The organism is Paenibacillus sp. FSL H8-0122 (assembly GCF_038005345.1).
GTDB lineage: Bacteria > Bacillota > Bacilli > Paenibacillales > Paenibacillaceae > Paenibacillus_AQ.
In genome coordinates this window covers 5731691-5753368 of the sequence record NZ_JBBOTB010000001.1, presented here as the reverse complement: position 1 = coordinate 5753368, position 21678 = coordinate 5731691, and the positions used below count along the sequence as shown (strand labels likewise).

18 protein-coding genes are annotated in these 21678 nt (G+C 53.5%); 12 read left to right on the top strand and 6 right to left on the bottom strand.

Features of this window, described 5'->3' with window-relative positions:
• The first annotated feature begins 64 nt into the window (after positions 1-64).
• The gene (gene yaaA, locus NSS64_RS24700) at positions 65-823 is read left to right on the top strand and encodes a peroxide stress protein YaaA (RefSeq protein WP_341141852.1); all 759 of its coding nucleotides are present in this window, start codon (positions 65-67) and stop codon (positions 821-823) included.
• Between the two features lie 143 nt (positions 824-966).
• Positions 967-4347: a HEAT repeat domain-containing protein gene (locus NSS64_RS24695; RefSeq protein ID WP_341141851.1), complete on the top strand. Its 3381-nt coding sequence runs from the start codon at positions 967-969 to the stop codon at positions 4345-4347.
• Here the strand turns inward: NSS64_RS24695 and NSS64_RS24690 are convergent.
• Complete coding sequence (locus tag NSS64_RS24690; protein ID WP_341142900.1) at positions 4342-4575, bottom strand: GNAT family N-acetyltransferase; 234 nt, start codon at positions 4573-4575, stop codon at positions 4342-4344. The genes NSS64_RS24695 and NSS64_RS24690 overlap by 6 nt on opposite strands.
• Positions 4576-4807: 232 nt before the next feature.
• On the opposite strand from NSS64_RS24690, the gene NSS64_RS24685 reads away from it, so the two are divergent.
• From NSS64_RS24685 to NSS64_RS24660, 6 genes are all read left to right on the top strand, one after another.
• Positions 4808-5935: an ROK family transcriptional regulator gene (locus NSS64_RS24685; RefSeq protein WP_341141850.1), complete on the top strand. Its 1128-nt coding sequence runs from the start codon at positions 4808-4810 to the stop codon at positions 5933-5935.
• 244 nt (positions 5936-6179) lie between these two features.
• Complete coding sequence (locus tag NSS64_RS24680) at positions 6180-7220, top strand: NAD(P)-dependent alcohol dehydrogenase (RefSeq protein ID WP_341141849.1); 1041 nt, start codon at positions 6180-6182, stop codon at positions 7218-7220.
• A gap of 423 nt (positions 7221-7643) precedes the next feature.
• A complete protein-coding gene (locus NSS64_RS24675) occupies positions 7644-8267 on the top strand; it encodes a glycoside hydrolase family 11 protein (protein WP_339222314.1) in 624 nt (207 codons plus the stop codon).
• 165 nt (positions 8268-8432) lie between these two features.
• A complete protein-coding gene (locus NSS64_RS24670) occupies positions 8433-9293 on the top strand; it encodes a formylglycine-generating enzyme family protein (RefSeq protein ID WP_340944137.1) in 861 nt (286 codons plus the stop codon).
• Between the two features lie 227 nt (positions 9294-9520).
• The gene (locus tag NSS64_RS24665) at positions 9521-11086 is read left to right on the top strand and encodes a glycosyltransferase family 39 protein (protein ID WP_341141848.1); all 1566 of its coding nucleotides are present in this window, start codon (positions 9521-9523) and stop codon (positions 11084-11086) included.
• On the top strand, positions 11076-11324 hold the full coding sequence (locus NSS64_RS24660) for a hypothetical protein (RefSeq protein WP_341141847.1): 249 nt from the start codon (positions 11076-11078) through the stop codon (positions 11322-11324). The genes NSS64_RS24665 and NSS64_RS24660 overlap by 11 nt, the downstream gene beginning before the upstream one ends.
• A 68-nt stretch (positions 11325-11392) precedes the next feature.
• On the opposite strand, the gene NSS64_RS24655 is transcribed toward NSS64_RS24660, so the two are convergent.
• Positions 11393-11923 carry a ClbS/DfsB family four-helix bundle protein gene (locus tag NSS64_RS24655; RefSeq protein WP_341141846.1) on the bottom strand — a complete coding sequence of 177 codons (531 nt, stop codon included), beginning with the start codon at positions 11921-11923 and terminating at the stop codon, positions 11393-11395.
• 56 nt (positions 11924-11979) lie between these two features.
• A complete protein-coding gene (locus NSS64_RS32820) occupies positions 11980-12171 on the bottom strand; it encodes a hypothetical protein (protein WP_445667813.1) in 192 nt (63 codons plus the stop codon).
• Between the two features lie 172 nt (positions 12172-12343).
• Here NSS64_RS32820 and NSS64_RS24645 point away from each other — a divergent pair, with 172 nt between their 5' ends.
• The gene (locus NSS64_RS24645; protein ID WP_341141845.1) at positions 12344-13282 is read left to right on the top strand and encodes an AraC family transcriptional regulator; all 939 of its coding nucleotides are present in this window, start codon (positions 12344-12346) and stop codon (positions 13280-13282) included.
• Between the two features lie 4 nt (positions 13283-13286).
• Complete coding sequence (locus NSS64_RS24640; protein WP_341141844.1) at positions 13287-13889, top strand: GNAT family N-acetyltransferase; 603 nt, start codon at positions 13287-13289, stop codon at positions 13887-13889.
• 624 nt (positions 13890-14513) lie between these two features.
• Here the strand turns inward: NSS64_RS24640 and NSS64_RS24635 are convergent.
• Positions 14514-16289 (bottom strand): ABC transporter ATP-binding protein, encoded by a 1776-nt coding sequence (locus tag NSS64_RS24635; RefSeq protein ID WP_340991100.1) that lies wholly within the window; start codon positions 16287-16289, stop codon positions 14514-14516.
• Entirely contained in the window at positions 16276-18051 is a 1776-nt protein-coding gene (locus tag NSS64_RS24630) for an ABC transporter ATP-binding protein (RefSeq protein ID WP_341141843.1), read from the bottom strand. The genes NSS64_RS24635 and NSS64_RS24630 overlap by 14 nt, the downstream gene beginning before the upstream one ends.
• A gap of 234 nt (positions 18052-18285) precedes the next feature.
• On the opposite strand from NSS64_RS24630, the gene NSS64_RS24625 reads away from it, so the two are divergent.
• The gene (locus tag NSS64_RS24625) at positions 18286-19665 is read left to right on the top strand and encodes an amino acid permease (protein WP_341141842.1); all 1380 of its coding nucleotides are present in this window, start codon (positions 18286-18288) and stop codon (positions 19663-19665) included.
• 465 nt (positions 19666-20130) lie between these two features.
• Positions 20131-20526, top strand: a complete 396-nt coding sequence (locus NSS64_RS24620; protein WP_341141841.1) for a GNAT family N-acetyltransferase — start codon at positions 20131-20133, stop codon at positions 20524-20526.
• Between the two features lie 99 nt (positions 20527-20625).
• Here the strand turns inward: NSS64_RS24620 and NSS64_RS24615 are convergent, their stop codons facing one another.
• Positions 20626-21603, bottom strand: coding sequence for a DUF4003 family protein (locus NSS64_RS24615; RefSeq protein WP_341141840.1), 978 nt, complete (start codon positions 21601-21603; stop codon positions 20626-20628).
• Between the last annotated feature and the right edge of the window lie 75 nt (positions 21604-21678).

The window sequence follows — 21678 nt, the reverse complement described above, 5'->3', positions numbered from 1 at the left end:
GGGGGAATAATATGATAGTATAGAGGTACATTTATTTTCCCGTAGGGGTAGAAAAGAGCGTATCATGAGAATCATCATTTCACCTGCCAAAAAGATGAAGACGGACACGGATTTCCTGGAATCCCGCCAGGCTCCGCAGTTCTTACACGAGTCACAGGCGCTCCTGTCCCTGCTTCGTAAGCTGAGTTACGCAGAAGCCAAGGCGCTGTGGAAATGCAATGACGCTATTGCCGCGCTGAATATGCAGCGGATTGAAGAGATGGATCTAACCCGGAATCTAACCCCGGCGATCTTCGCCTATGAGGGCATCCAGTACCAGTACATGGCGCCGGGGATTTTTCAGACGGAGGAGCTGGACTATCTGCAGCAGCATTTGCGGATACTGTCCGGGTTCTATGGCATCGTCCGGCCGTTCGACGGGGTGGTCCCTTACAGGCTGGAGATGCAGGCCAAGCTGGGCGGGCCGGGCTTCAGTACCCTCTATGAGTTCTGGAACAGAAGATTGGCGGACCAGCTGTTCGCAGAGAGTGACACTATTGTGAATCTGGCCTCCAAGGAATATAGCAAGTGCATCTCTCCGTACTTGGGCAGCCATGTCCGGATGGTTAGCGTTGTATTCGGGCAGGAGATCGGCGGCAAGGTGGTGGAGCGGGCGACGCTGGTCAAGATGGCCAGAGGCGAGATGGTCCGGTTCATGGCGGAGCAGCAGATTACCAGCGTCGAGGAGATTCAGGGCTTCAGCGGGTTTGATTTCCGGTATGAAGCGGCCTTGTCGGACGAGAACACGTATGTGTTCGTTCAGGCTAAGCGAGACAAAGAGTAGACTGATAGAGCAAGCAGTATAGAGGGTAATCCTGAAGATGGTGGAAGCACCGGATTCGGGGTTACCCTTTGGTTTGTTGCGGGCGGACTCCAGCTTTTTGTAAGATGAAAGAAATCAGAACCGATTCAAGAGGAGGACTTACCATGGTCAGACAGGACCTGCTTACCAAAGAGCGCTTACTTAAGGAACTGGATCAATTAGGGTATTCCGATAGAATCAAAAGAATAACAGCCTTAGGACGGCAGCATCTGGGATCTCCAGAATACTCCCTGCTGCTGACTGCTTTGCTGGCGGGCGGGGCGTATGAGGCGCGCTTGGCCCTGATGGGGGCGATCGCCACGCTGGATGCTTCTGTGATTCTGGCGGGGCTGAAGCACCCCATGGCAAGCATCCGGAATGTGGCTGCGGGCCTGCTGCCCAAAGTCGCCTCAGGCGAAGAGATTGAACGCGAGCTTCCGCAGCTGTCACAGGATTGCCGCCGCAAGCTGCTGCGTACGGTAGCCCTGATGAACCGCCAGGAGCTGGCGGAACGGTTATTGCCTGTGGTCCAGGCCCGGTGGGGCCCGGAGGAGGCAGCGATTGTGCTGCAGGCCTGCTCTGCGGCAACCGTCCGCGCCCGGCTTGTTGAGCTGGGGTACGCCATTAAGGATTGGAAAAAGCTGGCCAGCCGCCACCTGGAGGTGGTCGCGGAGTATTTCACCAGAGAGCTGGAAGCAGCTCCGCTTAGGGCCAAGGGGACGGTCTGGTCACGGTTCTCCTCCGCGCTGGAGCATCTATGCAATCACAAGCCTGACCTGGTGCTGGCTTATGCGGTGAACCATGGACCGGCAGACCTGCTGCCGCCTGCGTTTAAGGCGAATCTCGGCACACTGATGCGCCTGAGACCGGGCGCGGTGTATGAGCTGCTGATCCGGACGCAGACGCGAGGTGAGCTTATGGCTTACGGTGTGCCTGAAGCTGTGCTCAAGCGGGCGAAGCTCCTCTCCATGGACGAGTGGTCGCAGCTTGCCAAGCTGCTGGCGGACCAGCCCCAGCATGTGGCGCGGCTGCTGGAGCATCTTGCGCCATCTAAGCGCCAGGAGATTTTTGATGCGGTGTATGAGGAGGAGAAGCGCCGGGAGTGGATTTTCCCGGAGAGGCTGCTGTATGTATTACCGCATGAGCTGCGTGACCGGGAGGCCGCCCGGATGCTGGGCCTGCGTGAGATCAAGGAAAACCGGGAGCGTACCCTGCGCATTACTGCTGCCCGCTCCATTCTTCAGGTTCGTGAGCAGCTTGAGCAGGCCACCCGGGTATCGAATGCCGACGAACGCGCCACGGCGCTGATGCAGCTAATCCGCAGCACGGTTCTGGCAAGACAGGGCATGGATGCCACACTGCTGACCTTAAGCCGTATTCGCAATGATCAGGACCCTGTGCGGAGTGCGGTGTTCAAGGAGCTGTCGGAGAGTCCGGCGTCTGTGTACGAGGCTGCTCATGTCCCTGCGCTTACTGTGCTGGTGGACAGTGTGATTGATGCCAGAGACACCTCCTACGGTACCAGGTACTCTGTGCAGCAATTGGCCTTCTCGATTCTGCGCCATCAGGCGGCGGAGCCGGGCGGGGAGCTGTTCAAGTTCGCGCTGAACACACTCCGGAAGCTGGCGAAGCAGGATGGGCAGCTCTCCCTGCCGCCCCTTGCGAAGAACATGCCGCGGGGCGTGGAAGAGATCATCTTTGACAGTATCTATTCCTACGCCGCACAGGCAGGGAAGCGTGAGAATTACAACCTGGTGCTGAGCCTGGCAACTTCATTTGGTAAAAGAGGCTATGGCATCGTCAAGCTACAGCAGCTCTTACGGGAAGCCACCCGGGCCAAAACCGAGGCCACCGCGATCCGGGCAACCCGGCTCTGGCTGAAGCCGCTCAAGACGCGCGATGAACGGGTGAAGGAGCTGCTGGATGCAGATCCATCGTATATTACCATCCACGAGGTATTCTTGCATCTGCATCTGAAGCGTCAGGAATGGCTGGACCCTTACCTGTCGGGGGCTGTCATCAAGGGCAAGTTCCTCTCAGGCAAAACGGTATATCCTGTTCCGGCTGCGGACGGGTTTCACCGCTGGCTGCCGCGCCAGCAGGAGGCGTATGGTGCCCTGTTAAGCACAATCGCCTTCGGTCCCAAGTACAGCCTGTTTGAGCGTGCCAGAGCGATTAGAATCATGGCAAGCATGCCGGATGTGAACCCGGAGCGGCTGTATGAGCTGGTACAGGACAAAGAGGTGGCGGTAGCGGAGGCAGCGCTTCATGCCCTGTCCCTGCTGGAGGAGCCGGAGAAATCGTTGCCTGTGCTGCTTGAGCATCTGGATAGCGACCGGGCCCGTGTAGCGATGTACTCCATCCCGAGGTGCATCCGCCGGGTCAGTCCGCAGCAGCTGTCTCAGGCACTGAAGGCGCTGCTGAGCCGGGAGAAGCTGAAGATCACCGTCCGCAAGGAAGCCATCCGCCTGCTTGGTGCGTATAGAAGTGAGGACAGTCTTCCGCTGCTCCTGCGTGAGTTCGCGAAGCCTGCTGTGCATAAGGATGTGGTGATTGCTATAGGGCATGCTGCCAGGGGTCTGCTGGACGATGAACGGAGCTGGGAGGTGCTAAGCGCCATCGCTGCTTCTCCAGAGCGTGATATCGCAGTGAGCTTGTTGTCCCAGCAGCCTGCTGCGCTTCCGCTTGCTTACAGACCGCGCTATCTGGACTTAATCATAGCCATTGCCGATCATCCGGATGTATCGGTCAGCAGCCAGGCTTATAGTTCCATGAAGTGGTGGACAAGCGGTTATGAAGGCACCGTTGCCGCGGCTGCGGCTCAGGCGGTTGCGGGTCTGAAGGACAGCTCCAGCTGGGAGTTCGCGATGATGACACTGATTGAAGCCGCCCGGGACGGCAAAGTGAATGCGGTTGTGGCTGGTATCTGCCGGCAGTTGTCGGCAACGCCCGTGACGCAGGAATGGAATGCAGCGGCGGACAGAGATCTGCCCCACCGGCAGCGTCTGCAGGTGCTCATCAACCAGCTTACCGGTTTGCCCATGAGTACAAGGGTGCAGCTTACCCCGCTCTACCTGGAGCTAGCCGATATTCTGGCCGCCGATGAGACATTACAACCGCTGGTCCTGACCTTATATATTGCAGTGATCGATTGGAGTAAGGCAGAGGAAGCGTCCGGGTACGTGAAGCGGATCGCGCAGGAGGTAACCCGTCAGCCACAGCTCTTGAGCGGGTTGTACAGCGGGCTTGCCGTCAGCCTGGAGAACAGCGCAGGGTACTGGACACCGGAGACACTGCTTGAGATTGTGGATGTGCTGCGGGCAGAACCGTCTTATGAAGCTCCGTATCTCGGACTGTCCTTGCTGGAAGCAGCGGGAACGGCGCTCCGCTGGAGCCCGGAACCGTCAGAGCGTCTGCGGGAGTACAGGAATCATGCGAATCCCGCAGTCCGTACACAGGCGCTGAATATTTGGACGGCGAGAGAGTCACGGCTGTTCATGCTATAACCGCATATGCAGGATGGGCCATGGCTTGCCTTGCTCATCCTGTTCGGAGCGGCCGTAGACCCGGAAGCCTAAATGTTCATAGAATCCGGCAGCCTGGGGATTGTCTTCATTCACATCCACAGAGTGTACGTTCAGAGTGTGTATGGCGTACATGACCAGTTCCTTGCCAATCCCCTGTCCCCGGGCTGCGGGATCTACGAACAGCATTTCAATCTTCTGATCCTGAATGCCGATGAAGCCGAGGGAATTTCTCCTTGGCTAATTTTTTCTGATTATAACATACTAAAATAAAGTGCGAATCGGGAAAAGATTAATGACTTAACTTCCAATTCTTGATACAATAAAACCAATTAAGTGAAAATATTCACAATTAAAGCGGCCAATAATTGCTATAACGGGTGTGATTGCATATTATATGTATAAAATTATAAAGTACATTTGTAAAAGTGGGGGGATTCGAATGGCGACACATCGCTTGAACAGTATGGAAGTTAAAAAGATGAACCGAAACGCCATTTACCGGTACCTGTACCACCGTGAGTCCACTTCCATTCAGGAGATTGCGCAGGCGCTAGGTCTAAGTCTTCCCACCGTGACACAGAATCTCAAGGAGCTGCAGGAACGCGGGCTGATTGAGGAGACAGGGCTGTATGAATCCACCGGAGGCCGTAAGGCCAAGTCGTTGGCCTGCAACAGTGTAGCGGGATATGCTGTCGGACTGGATGTTACCCTGAATCATGTGGGAATTGTCGTCATTGATTTGAGCGGCAGGATCATTAAGAATGTCAGGAATCATTATCCATTTGCGAATGAGGAGAATTACTTCCGGGGAGTAGGCAAGCTGGTAGAGGATTTCATAGAGGCTTGTCAGCTGGAACGCAGCCAGATTCTCGGTGTAGGCATTGCGCTGCCCGCGATTCTATCCGGGGACCGGCAGACAGTGAGCTATGCTACAGTCATAGATTTCAAGGGAGGCAGTGTCCGGCGGTTCGCCGAATACATCCCTTATCCCTGCGTCCTGAGCAATGATGCGAATGCGGCGGGGCTCACTGAACTGTGGGGAGAGCAGGACATACACAATGTGGTCTATCTGTCCCTTAACAATAGCGTGGGCGGTGCCATTATAGTAGGTAATCAGATCTATGCAGGCCAGAACCACCGCAGCGGGGAGTTCGGGCATATGACGATTCTGCCTGGAGGCCGGACCTGCTACTGCGGGCAGAAGGGCTGCGTCGATGCCTACTGCTCCGCGAAAATCCTCTCGGACAGCACCGGGGGCAGTATTGTGGAATTCTTCAGGCTCTTGGGAGAGGGCAAGAAGGAGCAGCAGGCCATCTGGCAGGAGTATGTGGGCTATCTGATCATCACAGTGAATAACCTGCGGATGCTGTACGATTGCGATGTGATTCTCGGCGGCTATGCCGGAGCTTACATGGAGGAATACATCGATGATCTTCAGGCGTTAGCAGCGCACAAGAACACCTTCGAACAGGACGGTTCCTACCTGCGGGTCTGCAAATACAAGCTGGAGGCTACCGCTGTGGGCGCTGCCCTGGAGCTGGTGACGGAGTTTATCGACAGCATCTAGAACCGGGTTGATTTTACCTAATACAATATCTGCTTTCCCCGCTCCTCCACAAGAGGGACGTTGCTGTAAGCGCGGCACTGTCCTGCTCTGGGGGAGTTTTTGTTGACTTCACTTTAAATCTGACTATAATCTTATTTAAATAGTTTTATAAAAGTATATTATTATATAACTGAAGAAGGCAGAAGTCTTGAAGTAACAGTAGTTTTTATAAGAGCAAGCTAATGTCCCTGAGGAGGAGAAACAGATGAAGAACAGAGCTTGTTATATGACAGATCTGAAGCAAATGGCAATGAAGGAAATCGGCATGCCTGTAGCCCAAGCGGGCGAGGTCATTGTGAAGCTGGAGGTTGTCGGCATCTGCGGCTCGGATGTGCATTACCTGGAGCATGGCCGGATCGGCGATTTCGTGGTGGACGGAGATTTCATTCTGGGGCATGAATGCGCCGGAGAAGTGGTGGAGCTTGGCCCTGGTGTGAAACATCTGAAGGTGGGGGACCGGGTAGCCCTGGAGCCTGGTGTGACCTGCGGACAATGTGAGTTCTGCAAGAGCGGCAAGTATAATCTGTGTCCGGATGTACAGTTCCTAGCTACGCCGCCGTACCATGGCTGTCTGATGGATTATATGGCTTTTCCGGAGAACATGGCCTTCAAGCTGCCGGATAATGTGTCTTCGGAGGAGGGGGCGCTGGTGGAGCCGCTGGCGGTGGGACTCCATGCTGCGGCGCAGGGCGGCGTTAAGCTGGGGGACCGTGTGGTGATTCTGGGAGCGGGCTGCATCGGGCTGGTCACCCTGTTGGCCTGCAAGGCGTACGGGGCTACGGAGATTGTGGTGGTGGACATCATTGAGAAGCGGCTGGAGGCAGCGATGAAGCTAGGGGCTACGCGGGTGATTAACGCCAGACGGGAGGATGTACTGGAGGTTATTGCGGCTTGGACCGGTGGCGCGGGCGTGGATAAGGTCATCGAGACGGCAGGCAGCGAGCATACGGTGAAGCAGACCCCTTATCTGGTCAAAAGAGGCGGGACCATTGTCCTCGTAGGCCTAGCTGCCAAGGATATCATCGACTTTGACTTCATGCAGATTATGTTCAAGGAGGCCGACATCAAGTCGGTCTTCCGGTACCGCAACCTGTATCCGGCAGCCATCGGAGCCATCGCGGACGGCAAGATTGACGTCAAGGGCATCGTCACCCACGAATTCAACTTCGCGGAGACGCAGCAAGCGTTCGATTACGTGATCGACAATAAGGAGGATGTGGTCAAGGCGGTCATCCGGATGGGCTAAGAGACTTTAGGAGCATTAGGAGAAATTAGGAGCGCCAGTACAGAGCTGTCCCGTATCGGGGCGGCTTTTTGTGCATGTAACAGTATTCTTTGAATGATCCTGAGGGCATATGAGTGCATGAGGTGCTAGTGCTCCCGAATTCGCCGAATGCCCTCAGAGGGAAGCGGATGAACCCTCTTAAGTTGTTACATCATTCACCTTTTAGGGTCATTTTTCGCGCGAGCATCCCAATAATTTCATAATATCAATAAAAATTGGGGGTTAATCTTTAGTTTGCAGAGAGAAATGTAAACGCTTACTAGATATAATCATCTCGAAAGGAGGACAAGTAAATATATGGGATAACCATCAGGATAAGTTATATTCTGCTGGGAGCAGTAAGCTGTAAGCAAACACATTATAATCGGGAGGTATTAATTTACAATGAAAAAGAAACTTCTTACGGTATTAATGACAGCGGCACTGAGCTTCAGCGCGTTCGCAGCTACTGCAGGCGCAACAGATTATTGGCAGAACTGGACCGATGGCGGCGGAACCGTGAATGCGGTGAACGGAAGTGGCGGGAATTACAGTGTGAACTGGTATAACACCGGGAACTTCGTAGTCGGTAAAGGCTGGACCTACGGCACGGCGAACCGGGTCGTCAATTATAACGCGGGTGTCTTTTCACCTTCCGGTAACGGATATTTGACCTTCTACGGATGGACCCGGAATGCCCTTATTGAATATTACGTGGTCGATAGCTGGGGGACTTACAGACCTACCGGCCAGTTCAAAGGTACTGTGAACAGTGATGGAGGTACCTATGATATTTACACCACAATGCGTTACGACGCTCCTTCAATTGACGGAAATGCCACATTCCCTCAGTACTGGAGTGTAAGACAATCCAAAAGACCGATCGGCAGCAATGTTCAGATCACGTTCAACAACCACGTGAATGCCTGGAAGAGCAAAGGCATGAATCTGGGAAGCAACTGGTCTTACCAGGTACTGGCTACCGAAGGATACCAGAGCAGCGGCTCCTCCAACGTAACCGTGTGGTAATGGACAAGCTGACCGGCACTTGCCGTTCCGGCAGTACCGTAAGTTCAGCTAATCGTTGACAGGCTAAGGCCGGCCGGGTGGACAAGCTGCCGGCCTTATCATTTTCGCGCACCGAACTTCGCTTAGGTCCTGTACCTTGCCCATCTGCTCAAAGGAGAGCTGTTCATGAGAAAACGATTAATGATTCTGATTCTGTGCATGGCAATCGCGGTTATAGCCAGTGCCTGCTCGCAGGAGAAGCCTGCCGCTGATGAGCGTTTAGTGCGGGTGGAAGGCGGTACTTTTAAGGATACGAAATCCAATTATTACGGGACAGAGATGACCCTCCCGGACTTCTACATCGGTAAATATGAGATCACCCAGCAAGAATGGCTGGAAGTGATGAAGAATAACCCCTCGCAGTTCCAAGGAGATAAGCTGCCGGTAGAGAGCGTAACCTGGTATGATGCCGTGGAGTACTGCAATGAGCGGAGTGTGAAGGAAGGCCTGGCCCCCTATTATAATATAGACAAGAATACGGTCGATCCGAATAATACAAGTGACCGGGATTTCATGAAATGGACTGTAACGGCGAATGAAGGGGCGGACGGTTACCGTCTGCCGACAGAAGCCGAGTGGGAATATGCAGCAGGCGGAGGCCAGATGAGCACAAGCAACCCGTATAGCGGAAGCGACAATCCGGAGGAAGTAGCCTGGTACTGGAGGAACTCCGGCGATCAATTCCTGACCGGGGACTGGAACTGGCCTGCGATTGAGAACAACCATAGCCAGCCGAGAAATACCGGCCTCAAGCAGCCCAATGAGCTGGGACTGTATGATATGTCAGGGAACGTAAGGGAATGGTGCTGGAACTGGTATGGAGAAGGGGATTCGAATAGCAAGACCGGCTCGGTCCGGCTGGTGAAGGGCGGCGGCTGGATCGGCGGAGTGAACAACACAGAGGTATCCTTCCGCGGCAAATTCGAGCCGAGCAGCCGGGGGAATGACCAGGGGTTTCGTGTGGTTCGTGCTGTTGCTGGCAAGTGATTCACCCGTACGTATTCAACAGGAGGAGAATAGGTTAAGCAGCAAGCCTTCGGGAAGCTTTTCCGGCATGAGCGCATCTATGAATGCGGCGGCTGGAGAGGACCCGGAGGTTTTTGGCGTGTCTGAAGCATCCTTTCAACTAACATTCAGGTTCACTATGTATACTCCGAATATGGATTTAGGCACGTGCGAACGACTCGCCGGGCGCTGCCGGTCAGGAGGGTATCATGGTAAAAAGAATCCAGCAAATCGTAACACTCATCCTCGCCTTGTTCATGGGGCTGTTCATCGCTTCATCCTTCTTGTTCCGGGCGAAATATAATTATTCCGTGTATGGTGACCGGGCAGTGCTGGAAGGGCAGCAGCCGCTTGTGTTCCTGCTATGGATTGTAGTTGTTCTGGGACTGGGCTTTGTGCTGTACAGACTCTCACGGAAGCTTGAAGGGTATAGCCGGGCTAAGGTTATTCCTGCCGTGCTGCTGTTGTCGGGTATCCTGCAACTCGTGATTATTTTCCTGTTCACCCGCATGCCTACAGATGATTCACAGACGGTGCTGTCCCTGGCCTGGGCTATGCTCTATGACAAGGATTATTCCTCCTTCCAGTCAGGCGGATACCTGTACATGTTCCCTTTTAATTTCTCCTTCGTGCTGTATCTGAAGACGCTGCTGCTGCTGTTCCCGGACAATTATCTGGTGATCAAAAGCTTCAACATCCTATTCACGCTCGTCACCACGCTGGTCATCTATCTGCTCGGCCAAGAACTGAGACCCCAATCCCGCAGCAAAAACTATGGCCTTCTGATTGTGGCTGCGACCTATGTTCCGGCTATGTTCATGAGCAACTTCATCTATAATGATGGAATTGCCACGGCTCTGCTTACCAGCGCGCTCTATTTCGCAGTCAGGTTCATCCGCAGAAGATCCATGAAGGATATGCTGTTCGCGGCGGTTCTGCTGACACTCGGCAACTACTTCCGCAGTATAGGTATGATCTTCCTGATTGCCATTGTTCTCAGTCTGCTCCTGAACCTGCGGGCGATTGGCGTGAAGAAGGTCATTGCTGCCTTTGGCATAACCCTGCTGCTGTGGGTTCTTCCTGCCTGGATTCAGAATACGGCGCTTCAAGCAACAGGCATTGTGGACGAATCGCCGTCCGGCAATTCTGCTCCAGTGTACATGTGGCTGAATATGGGGATTAATCTGGAGACACTCGGGTTCTGGGATGACCGGGAGAGCTATAATATCTACCAGCAGGAGGCCGGCTATAATAAGGCAGAGAGTGTAGAACTGTTCAAGGCGTCTATCCGCAGCAAGCTCTCCGGTGCGACCTTAAACGGGCTTGCAGGAATGTATTATAAAAAGCTGATCTGGACCTGGACGGAAGGGACCTACCAGATGGAGCGCTACGGGATAGGAAATGAAGGAGCCTCCTCCGGCGGCGGAAGAGGCGGCATGGTGATGGGCCATTACAGCTATTCCACAGCTGCAAGCAGACTGTTTGAAGGTGCTTCTATGTACCGGAGCGGCTTGCTGTGGGCCTTATATGTCCAGAATTTCCTGATGTACGTCTTCATTCTGATCCGGTTAATCCGGGGACTGCGGGCTAAGCGCTTCGCGGAGACCCCGCTCCTGCTGGTGATTCTTGGTTTCATCGGGTTCTACCTGCTCTGGGAGATCAAGTCCCGGTACCTGTATCCCGTATATCCGCTGCTGCTCGTCTTATCCTGCTTGGGTGTCCAAGACGTATATGTATTACTGACCGGGACAAGGAGGTCTAATCATGCGGACTAAGAAATATTACATCACCTTAATTATTAGCATGCTTAGTTGTTCGCTGCTGCTCACTTCCTGCGAAGCGGTCACTGCTCAGAATATTACTAGTGCAGACTTCAATTCCCGGCCCGGCGGCTTCCCCAGCCTGAACGGCGGCGGCACCAACTTCAAGGACGGGAGCAGGGGAATGAACCGGGAAGGCCCTGGCAGAAGGGGGATGCAAGCGCCAGACGGGAGGGCAGACAGCACGCAATGATTGGGGAGCATTGGACGTTAAGCTGTGGCTGCTATGCTGCTATGCGACTTTGTCAGACTTCCATTATTTCACTCTGCCAGTCCTTCAGGACAATGCTTTTTCCACTTCCGGATCTTCCCCCGGAAGGTCTTGAACGGAGCGGCGGAGTTAATGTGAATCCAGCGGGCAATCGGCCAGTTCTCCTTGGTTCCGGTCCACTTCCGGGCGCCTTGAATGAATAGTTCCTCCTCTGTTAAGGTGGCGATCCAATCCAGCCACTGCTCTTCGGATTGCCGGAAGAGCTCACGCAGCCCGGATAGGGAATACTCCGCATATTTACTATAGAAGGACTGATACAACCCGCCCAGCTGATTCCACTTGTAATCCGCAGCGGGCATCTGGACTGTTCGTTCCGCCAGCTCATCCTTCTCCCAGCCCCTCACCAGCCCCAGCCAGCCCAGCTGATAAGCAATGATCTCGGCAGGGGTCTTGTCCACCTCGGGAACTCGCGTATCCTTATATGTATCATTTATACCATCGAATTCGGCATCCAGCAGCAGGTATAGAGCGTGGATCGTGTCCATCAGCTCCTGCCGGGACGAGTATTCATAGCTTGCCATAACAATCACTCCTTTACCTGGTTATATCACAGGGTTGTGACAGCAGTCTGTCAAGTTCAATAGGATGATGGCCAAATATGCTGTACACCCTCAAGCTTGCCCTCATGGAAGCTTAGCTTATAGATATCGGGCATTTCTAACTGCTTCCAGAAGCTATAATCATAACGCTTGTCCAGAGTATTCATGATCAGGACCATCAGATTACCGTGAGTTCCGATCGCGATCGATTTGCCTTTGTATTGCTGCAATACTCTGGAGAGTGCTTGTACTCCCCTTCTCAGATAAAGGTCTACTCAATTCGTCGGTAGAATAAGTAGAGTGCGCATGTCGTACGAAGTAGAGAGTGGTAACCATTGATTATCGCCTCATCCATTTATATTTGTACAGTATTGTAACACGAAGGGGACGGAGGATTCAGCGATGCAGGAGCAGTATGGGGAGAGGATTAAGCAGGTTATTGCCTACATAGAAAATCACAGCAGCCAGCCGCTGCGGCTGGATCAGCTGGCGGAGGTCTCCCATTTCTCCAAGTATCATTTCACCAGAATATTTACAGCCTTCACGGGCATGACGCCCATGGCCTTCGTAACCAGGAAGCGCATTGAGCGGGCATGGGTGCTGCTGACTGAGACGAACCTGACCATTCTGGAGATCGCGGGGAATTGCGGTTTCGAGTCGGTATCTGCGCTGGGCGTTCATTTCAAGCGTCATTACGGCTGTTCGCCGGGCACCATCAGAAGCAGGAAACGTAAACATAGCAATTTCCCGTCATTCCTCAGCAATAAGCAGGCAGAGCCGGGCGCCCTGGCAGATTACAATAAAGCAGCAGGTAATCCGCTGTTAAGGAGGGCGTGGGACAGTATGGTAGAACTCAGAGAAATTACAGAGGTTGAGGTCGCTTATGTCAGGCATAATGGAAGTTACCTGGATACGCATCACGCATGGGACAAGCTAACCGGCTGGGCTGCTGAGCAGGGGCTGCATCCGGCGAATCAGCAGTTCATCGGAATCTCACTGGACGACGGGGAGCTTACGGAAGAGTCGGCCTGCCGCTATGATGCTTGTGTAACACTGCCTGCCGACTTCGGGCCGGAGGCGCACCGGGAGGCAGTCGGGTTCAAGACATTGGCCGGCGGCCTATATGCGGTGTATTCTTACTACGATACGGTAGATAGATTTGTCCTTGCGTACGATACTATGTTCAGCGTATGGTTACCTCGCAGCGGCTATGAAGCCGATGATCGGCCATGCCTGGAATTCTGTCTGAATGATCCTGCGCAGGACCCGCAGGGCAAGTGCATGGTTGATCTGTACGTCCCCATCCGGCGAGGCATGCAGGAAGCAGAGAATGGAGTGTAAGGGAATGAACATGGAGGTTGTGTTTGACCAGTTCCCTGTCCTAAGATCAGGGGAGCTTGTACTGCGCAAGATTGAGGAGCAGCATCTGGATGAGCTGTTCGAGATCTACAGCAATGATCATGTGTTTGAGTATTGCGGCATCATCCCCAAGCACAACAAGCTGACAGTGAAGAGCATGATCGGTCATTATGAACGGGACTATCTCAAAAGATCGCGGATCAAGTGGGGCATCTTCACCGCAGAAGACGAGACGCAGCTACTCGGGATTATTGAAGCCTGTGAGTTCAATCAGAAGGTGAACATGGTGACGATTGGCTACTTCCTCGCGGAAGCCCACTGGGGGCGGGGCCTTGCCTCCAGAGCGGTGGCTCTGCTGACGGAATTCCTGTTCGCACAGGTGCAGGTGAACCGGATTCAAGCGGAAGTGATGCTGAATAATGAGCCTTCCAAGAAGGTGCTGCTGAAGAACGGATATGTCAAGGAAGGGATGCTGCGGCAAGCGGCCCTCTGGTCCGGCAAGGGAGTGGTCGATCTGGAGATCTACAGTATGCTTAGGGAAGAGTATATGAAGGTTCTGCAACCGGACCATGAGGCCCTTATTTTGTGAAAAAGACAGCTTTACAGCTCGCCCGCGGACTAAGAGGCCGTTATAAGGCCGGTTGGTGATTAAAATGAGGCAAGAGCGACTAGTTAAGTACATGTGAGTCCGCTTAGCCCGCAATATGGTGCAATGTACAGGAATAGCGGCTCTCCAGTCCGCATGGATCGCAGCAGGAGTGCTGCTTAATTGCACAAATTGATGAAGCCAGCAACCAGCAGACTTAGGTGGTAACGGACCGTGCATGCGGACATATTCTTCAATGAATATGTGCTGTATGGTCCACCTAAGCACGCGAAAAACCGCAGACAGGGGCGAACCCTTGCTGCGGTTTTTGGCGATTTCTTATTTGAGTGTATAAAAATTGAACTTAAAATAAACAGACAGGGAAAAGTGGCGGAGGAGAATTTTGGAACTGTAGGAGCGTCAGCGTCCGCCTGAAAGCTTTCCGCAGGAAAGCTCGCATCGTAAGCATCAGCTGTCACCGGATTTCTACCGCTAAGAGCGGTTCAAATTGATTCAAGAAATCTGGGGACAACAGCGGCCGGAGGGCCAAACATTCTCTGGAGTCACGGCAATCCCAACACGGAAAATTACAAGTACAATCTATATAGCCTTATCCTGCGCCTCACATCAGGCTTCCATCTTCTGCGCCGTATACAGCCGGTGGTACAGGCCGCGGCGGGCGATCAGCTCGTCATGGGAGCCGCTCTCGGCAATGCCCTTGTTCGAGACATACATGATCCGGTCGCAGTTCTTCACCGTAGACAGGCGGTGCGCGATGATGAACGAGGTGCGCCCCTTCAATAGCTCGTTCAGCCCCTTCTGGAGCAGGCGCTCGGTCTGCGCATCGATGGAGGAGGTGGCCTCATCCAGGATGAGAATCCGCGGGTTGGCCAGCAGCGTTCTGGCGAACGAGATGAGTTGCCGCTGTCCTTGGGAGAGCTTGGAGCCGCGTTCGTTCACCTCGGTCTGGTAGCCCTGATCGAATTCGCGGATGAAGTCGTCAGCGCAGACAGCCTTCGCGGCGGCGATAACCTCTTCCTCGGTCGCATCCGGTCTGCCGTAACGGATATTATCCAGGATGGTTCCCGAGAAGATGAAGCTGTCCTGCAGCATAATCCCCATCTGCCCGCGTAGCGATTTCAAGGTAATCTGCGAGATATCCTGCCCGTCGATCAGAATGCGTCCGCCAGTCAGGTTATAGAAGCGCGAGATCAGGTTGACGACCGTGGTCTTGCCCGCACCGGTCGGACCAACCAGAGCAACGCTCTCTCCGGCTGCAACATCGAAGGAGATGTTCTCCAGGATATTCAGGCCCGGATCGTAGGCGAAGGTGACATCATCGAACGTCACCCGACCCTGAACCGGCGGTAGCGCCTTCGCACCGGGAACATCGCTGACCGTTACCGGCTCATCCAGCGTCTCGAAGATCCGCTCCAGGTAAGCCACCGCATTAATGAAGTTGTTGTACAGGTTCGACAGATTCAGGATCGGCTGCCAGAAGCGGGCCGCATAGCTGCTCATGGCCAGAATGACGCCCAGCGTCATGTTCTGCGGGTCCAGGGTCAGCAGTCCGACCAGAAAAATCATAGCCGTAACAATGGTAGACAGGTTATCGACACTGAACGGAATCAGAATGTTGTAACGCAGCGCCTTCATCCAGGCGGTGCGGAAGTTGCCGGCCAGCCGGGTGAAGATGCCTTCATTGCGCGTCTCCCGCGAGAACATCTGGGTGACGCCGATGCCGCTGATACTCTCCTGCAGATAAGCATTCAGGTTGGAGCTTTTGTTCGATACGGCCTGCCAGGCCCGGCGCTGCCGGGTCTTGATCAGCAGCATGATGCCGAGGAAGACAGGCAGTCCGGCCAGAATGATGAAGGAGAGCCGCACATCGACGGCGAACATGAACACGGCGATGAAGATCAGGTTCACGATTTCTAAGATAAAATTGATAATACCGTTGGACAATACATCGGATACCGCATTGACGTAGTTCACGACCCGGATCAGAATCTTGCCCTGCGGACGGTCATCGTAATATTTGAACGGCAGATCCTGCAGATGCTTGAACAGGTCGGTGCGGATATCGAAGATAATATCCTGTCCGACACTTGTCATAATCCGCGAGCGGATCGTAGCCAAGATAACGCTGACCACGATGGTCGCCAGCATTAGCAGGGACCAGCCTGCCAGTGCGCCCATGTCTTTGGCCGGAATGGTCACATCCACGACATGCTGCATGATCAGCGGAGCCGACAGGGCGATCGCCGCCGACAATGCGCTGAGCGCGAATGCGATAAGCATCGGCTTCTTCTTGCGTCTGATATAGACCATGGCCCGCCGGAAATGCTTGATATTAAACGGCGATTCCAGATTCTCATCAACATCGAATTTATTCCTGGCCACTCGCGGTCACCTGCCTTCCAATGCCCTCGTTCTGAAGCATGAATACATCATAGTAATAACCCCGCTTCGCCAGCAGCTCGGCATGGGTCCCTTCCTCAATCAGCCGGCCGCCCTCCAGGATCAGAATGCGGTCAGCCTGGGCGGTAGTGGATACCCGCTGCGCAATAATGATCTTCGTGCAGGGGTACTCCAGCTCCCGCAGGCTGCGCTGAATATGCTCCTCCGTCTCCAGATCGACCGCAGAGGTCGTATCATCGAGGATCAGAATCGGACGTTGGACCGCCAGCGCACGGGCCAGCGCTATCCGCTGCTTCTGTCCGCCGGACAACCCGACACCGCGTTCCCCGACTACAGTATCGTAGCCTTCAGGCATTTTGACAATGAAATCATGGGCAGCGGCCAGAGCCGCGTAAGCCTTCGCATCCTCTTCAGGCAGATCAGGATCGCCATATGCGATATTGCCGTCGATGGTATCGGAGAACAGCAGCACATCCTGCGTAGCCATCCCGATGTTCCCCCGCAGCTCATCCAGATCCAGCTCCCGGACATCTCTGCCGTCTACCAGCACACGCCCGCCAGCCACATCATAGAAGCGGGGAATGAGGTTGATGAGCGAGGTTTTGCCGGAGCCGGTAGCCCCCATGATCGCAATGGTCTCGCCGGGGGCTATCGTGAAGCTCACATCATCCAGCACGGTAGCGTTATCATATTTGAACCGGACATGGTCGAATTCAATCCGTCCCTCATAGCGGCGGCGCTCCACCGGGTTATGGTCATTGGCAATCGCCGGGCGGGCGTAATAGATATCGACGATTTTGGATAAGCTGGCGAAGAAGCGCTGAATATCATTAATAATAATGCCGATATTGCGCATGGGATTGGAGACCGCCCAGATCAGCGAGGAGAACGCCGTGAACTCACCGAAGGTAATCCGCCCCTCCATCACGTAGTAACCGCCGGCCAGCATCAGGACCACGTTGAAGCCTTGTGCGAACGACTCCAGATAAGGGAAGTAGTCGAGCCAGACGAGGGCCGCTTTTTTATTCGCCACCGCGTAGTTGACATTCTTCTCTGTGAACTTGGCAATCTCGAACTCCTCACGGGCAAAAGCCTTCACCACCCGGTTCCCGGAGATATTCTCCTGGGTCGTTGTATTGAGCTGGGACAGCCGCTCGCGCAGGTCGATGTACATCGGGCGCACTCTTTTGGCGAAGATAAAGGCCACCACAAAAATCGGCGGTGACAGGATCAGCATCCACAGCGTCAGCTTCACATCAATCGTGAGGAAATAAATGACGGCTGCCAGGAAAATCGTAAGCGATTCAATAATCGTCTTGAAAATCCATGCCATCGAGTGGCGGACCATATCCAGATCCCCCGTCATTTTGGTCATCAGGTCCCCGGTGCGGTTGCGGTCATAATATTCCCGGTCCTGGCCCTGAATCTTGTTGTACAGATAAATCCGGATATTGTACATCATATTCTGTGAAGAAATTTCGTACTGCATGGTCGTGAAGTAGGCCAGCCCTGTACGGAGCAGGGAGAAGCCGATCATGCCCAGGCAGAGCGCAATCAGCAGCCCGCGTCCTGTAGCAAGATTCGCTCCTGCGTGGTCACCGGCAATGAACGTATCGACGATGCGCTGGCTGATGTAGGGGTTCACAATCGTAAGACTTGATCCCACTACCGAGAGGCAGAGCGCCACGATATACCGCGCCCGGTTGCCCTCCAGGTTCTGCCACAGCCATTTGATTTCAAACATTTGATCACCTGTTTCCTGTTGTTCTTGTGAATAAACAAAGTGATTATAACACTATGGTTCAGAATGTATAGGTTTTCGGGCAATTTTATTGTTACAAATGGTGAAACTTTCTGATGGAGTAATTCTGCATTGCGTTAATGTATATCACAGCATACAATGATGCTTACATATTAAGATAGATTGCGTTGAGTACATGTGAGGTGTACAGGTGTACATATGAGGGGGAGCATTTCATTGGAATCCAAACAGTTAACCAGAGGACTTAAGCCGCGGCATATCGAGCTGATCGCACTGGGCGGCACGATTGGCGTGGGCTTATTCATGGGCTCGGCAAGTACAATTAAGTGGGCAGGGCCTTCCGTGCTGCTTGCGTATCTGTTGGCAGGCATCATTATGTTTTTTGTGATGCGGATTATGGGGGAGATGCTGGTAGTGGAGCCGGTGACCGGTTCGTTCGCCACTTTTGCGCACAAATATATCAGCCCGTTGGCCGGCTTCCTGACCGCCTGGAGCTATTGGTTCCTGTGGGTGACAGTCGGGATGGCAGAAGTTACGGCCATCGGCATCTATGTCGGTTACTGGTTCCCGGATATTCCGCAGTGGATTCCGGCACTGATCGGTGTGGGCATCATTGCAGCAGCCAATGTGGCGGCGGTGAAGCTCTACGGGGAGTTTGAATTCTGGTTCGCGATGATCAAGGTGGTTGCCATTGTCGTGATGCTGGTGATTGGCACCGGGGTGATTTTCTTCGGTCTCGGGAATGGCGGGCAGCCGCTTGGACTGTCCAATCTGTATAGCCATGGCGGTTTTTTTGCCGGAGGACTGAAGGGGTTTCTATTCGCGCTCTGCATTGTCACGGCGGCCTATCAGGGGATTGAGCTGGTGGGGATTACGGCCGGGGAAGCGGAGAATCCGAAGCAAACGCTGCGCAAAGCGATCAAGAATATCATTTGGCGCATTCTGATCTTCTACGTGGGGGCCATCTTCATCATAGTGACCATTTATCCGTGGAATGAAATCGGCGAGATCGGCAGTCCGTTCGTGTTGACCTTCGCCAAGGTGGGGATTGTCGCTGCGGCAGGCATTATCAACTTCGTGGTGCTTACAGCGGCGATGTCGGGCTGCAACAGCGGAATCTACAGCGCGGGCAGAATGCTCTACACGCTGGCCCAGAACGGACAGGCTCCGAAGTTCTTCGGCAGAGTCTCTGCCAGCGGAGTACCCCGCAACAGCATTATCACAACGATCTCCCTGCTGCTGGTCGGCGTATTGTTAAACTATCTGATGCCGGACTCCAAGCTGTTTCTCTATATTTACAGTGCCAGCGTGCTTCCGGGAATGATTCCGTGGTTCGCCCTTGCCTTCAGCCAGTTCAGATTCAGGGAGCGGTGGGCAGGCGAGATGGCAGCCCATCCGTTCAAGTCCCGCTTTTTCCCGGTCAGTAACTACATTATTATCATCTTCCTGTCGCTGGTCATCATCGGGATGTGGTTCAACCCGGATACGCATCTGTCGCTGATTGTCGGCGCGTCCTTCCTGGCTATTGTTGTGGCGGGGTACTATGCGTTTGGGATTGGCAGACGCCGGATGCCCGGGGATGGGGAGGAAGGGTAGGCTTCTTATAACGAACAGAGCATGTCTCCGGCAAGTGCGGGACATGCTCTTTAATTTGAGCGTTAGGAGGCCGCCTGTAACCGGGGCGTATGAATCAAACAGTGGAGTGGCTGTAGTAACTGAACATAATAAATAAGTGGATAAACGTCATCTGATTATAGAAAAATCGTTGTTTGGGGAAGTTTAGTTGGAAATTATACACCTACTCCAGCCGATTACAGGTAACATCGCAAATAGGGCAGAATTAAGTGTCATAAATCCAACTAACTTCCGTCACCCTGGAAATGGCTCATCAACAAGTGCCGGAAATCCAACTATTGAGGACGCATGCTACCAGGATAAAGTTTGAAACTTAGAGAGGGGAGGGGATTTGTTCCTTTTTGACGAATATACACCACCATTAACATAGAATTGATAAGCATAAGAAGCATATGGATTGCTGTAGTATTAATCACTGGAGGGTGAATGATGGTAACGATAAGGAAATGTACCATGGAGGATGTTCCTCAGGTAGCTGAATTATCTGAGATGTGGGCAAAAGAAGCGGTTACTTTCGCTTATCCAGCATCGAACACTGACAAGATTGCTCAGCGTATAGGGGATTATTTCTGGATTGCCGAGAAGCATGCACGGGTCATTGGATATACTCATGGAGCCATTCAAACATCCCAGTATTCGGTATTCCCTATAAACGCTTTATTTCTAGAGATTTATGAAGTATACGTCCATCCAGAGTACAGGGCAGATGGAGCAGGTCATCAGTTGGTGGACAAAATCATAAGTGAAGCTGAGCTACACGGTGTAGCTCATGCACTCGTAGGCTCCTCTAATTTGGATTGGAAACGAAGTGTCGGTTTTTAATGAGCGGCATGGCTTCAAGATGTGGTATGTCCAAATGTATCGTTAATAAAAAGGCTTCCGAAGCAAACTACGCTCCGGAAGCCTTTTGCATGTCAACCCTTAAGATGAAGCTGCCGCCGCAGCAGCAGAGGCCGCAGCTACAGCAATCGCTGTCTGCTGGGCAATGATGATGTTGGTCAGGCTGGTAGACAGCGTGGATTCAATGATGCCGTTTCTGACATCATCGATATATTGATAGGAGACGAGCGCGGCAGACAGCAGGAGCAGCTCCTGCTTGTTGATCGACCAGCCGCCGAAGCCCTTCTGCGGGCGCAGGAACTCATAGGTATCCGAGACATCGCTTACCAGCTGCTGCTGCTCATAGGGAATCAGGGACAGGATGCCAAGGGACGAGAGTGTATACTCCTTATCCAGCCGGATATCGCGTGCCCGGAACGCCTCACGCAGGCTAAGCACCCGGCTTGTGAGATCCCCGCCGCCTAGCACCAGCACCTGTGTTAGCGCCTGAACACTATTCCCGGAGAAGAACTCGGGCTTCAGCGTAACATAGAGCTGTTCCAGCTGCTCCACCCCTTGCTCCACAGGGATATCGGAGAGGCCTAGCATAGCAGCGAAGATATAATCGTCCCGTCCGGTCAGGAAACGGTGCTTCGACCGCATCCCTTCATAGAAGGCCTGGGTGCGGTCTATGGCTACGGTATATTGATCATAGGGGGTATGGGCAGCGATCTGATAGGCGGCAATGACCAGGTAGTCGGAGGCCCGGAACTTGCGTTCCTTGAGCAGGTCATATACAGCCAGCGTAGCTGCAAGCTGCTGCTGCGGCTGGGGGGACAGGGAGAGCAGCGCAGCAATACAGATGGCTGAGGTTCCCCGGAAGGAGGAGAAGCCCCGGGTGTTATCCTTGACCATCTCATGGTACATGCGGATCGCCTCCACATTGGCCATCTTGTCCTCCACCGCGTAGAGCAAGGCTGCCAGCCGGTTCACGGAGGCATTTTGCCAGGGGAATTCCTGTTTGACCTGCTGGGCGTTAGTTACGAATAATTCAAGTCTGGCTATGTACGATTGCTTCATATGATGCACCTCTCATCTAGTGGTAGTTATTTGGGTTTATTCTACTATAAAAACCAAATCGATGAAATTGAAACG